Source organism: Pseudoalteromonas sp. MER144-MNA-CIBAN-0113, from assembly GCF_040308965.1.
GTDB classification, from domain to species: domain Bacteria; phylum Pseudomonadota; class Gammaproteobacteria; order Enterobacterales; family Alteromonadaceae; genus Pseudoalteromonas; species Pseudoalteromonas tetraodonis.
In genome coordinates, this window is the sequence record NZ_JBEOOG010000620.1 from 1 (window position 1) to 234 (window position 234).

Sequence of the window (234 nt, forward strand, 5' to 3'; positions counted from 1 at the left end):
TCGGTGCCCTGTATTAAGCTCAACATAATCACCAGCAAATGCATTGAGTGAATTCCATTGCTCATACATATTTTGCAAACCTGTTTGACGATACTGCACTAAACGCTGCTCTAAATGATGAGTAAGCGATGCCACCAGCTGGTTTTTATCTAGCTGTTGGGTATGTTGATTTAAGTCGGTCCACGCTTGGTCTATATGTTGGCTAAAGCTGTCTGGCATTTGTAAGTTGATACC

The 234-nt window shown here is 41.9% G+C and carries 1 pseudogene; it reads right to left on the bottom strand.

The features are described from left to right. A pseudogene (locus AAEY57_RS21195) lies at nucleotides 1-234 on the bottom strand (bifunctional biotin--[acetyl-CoA-carboxylase] ligase/biotin operon repressor BirA); the annotation flags it as partial.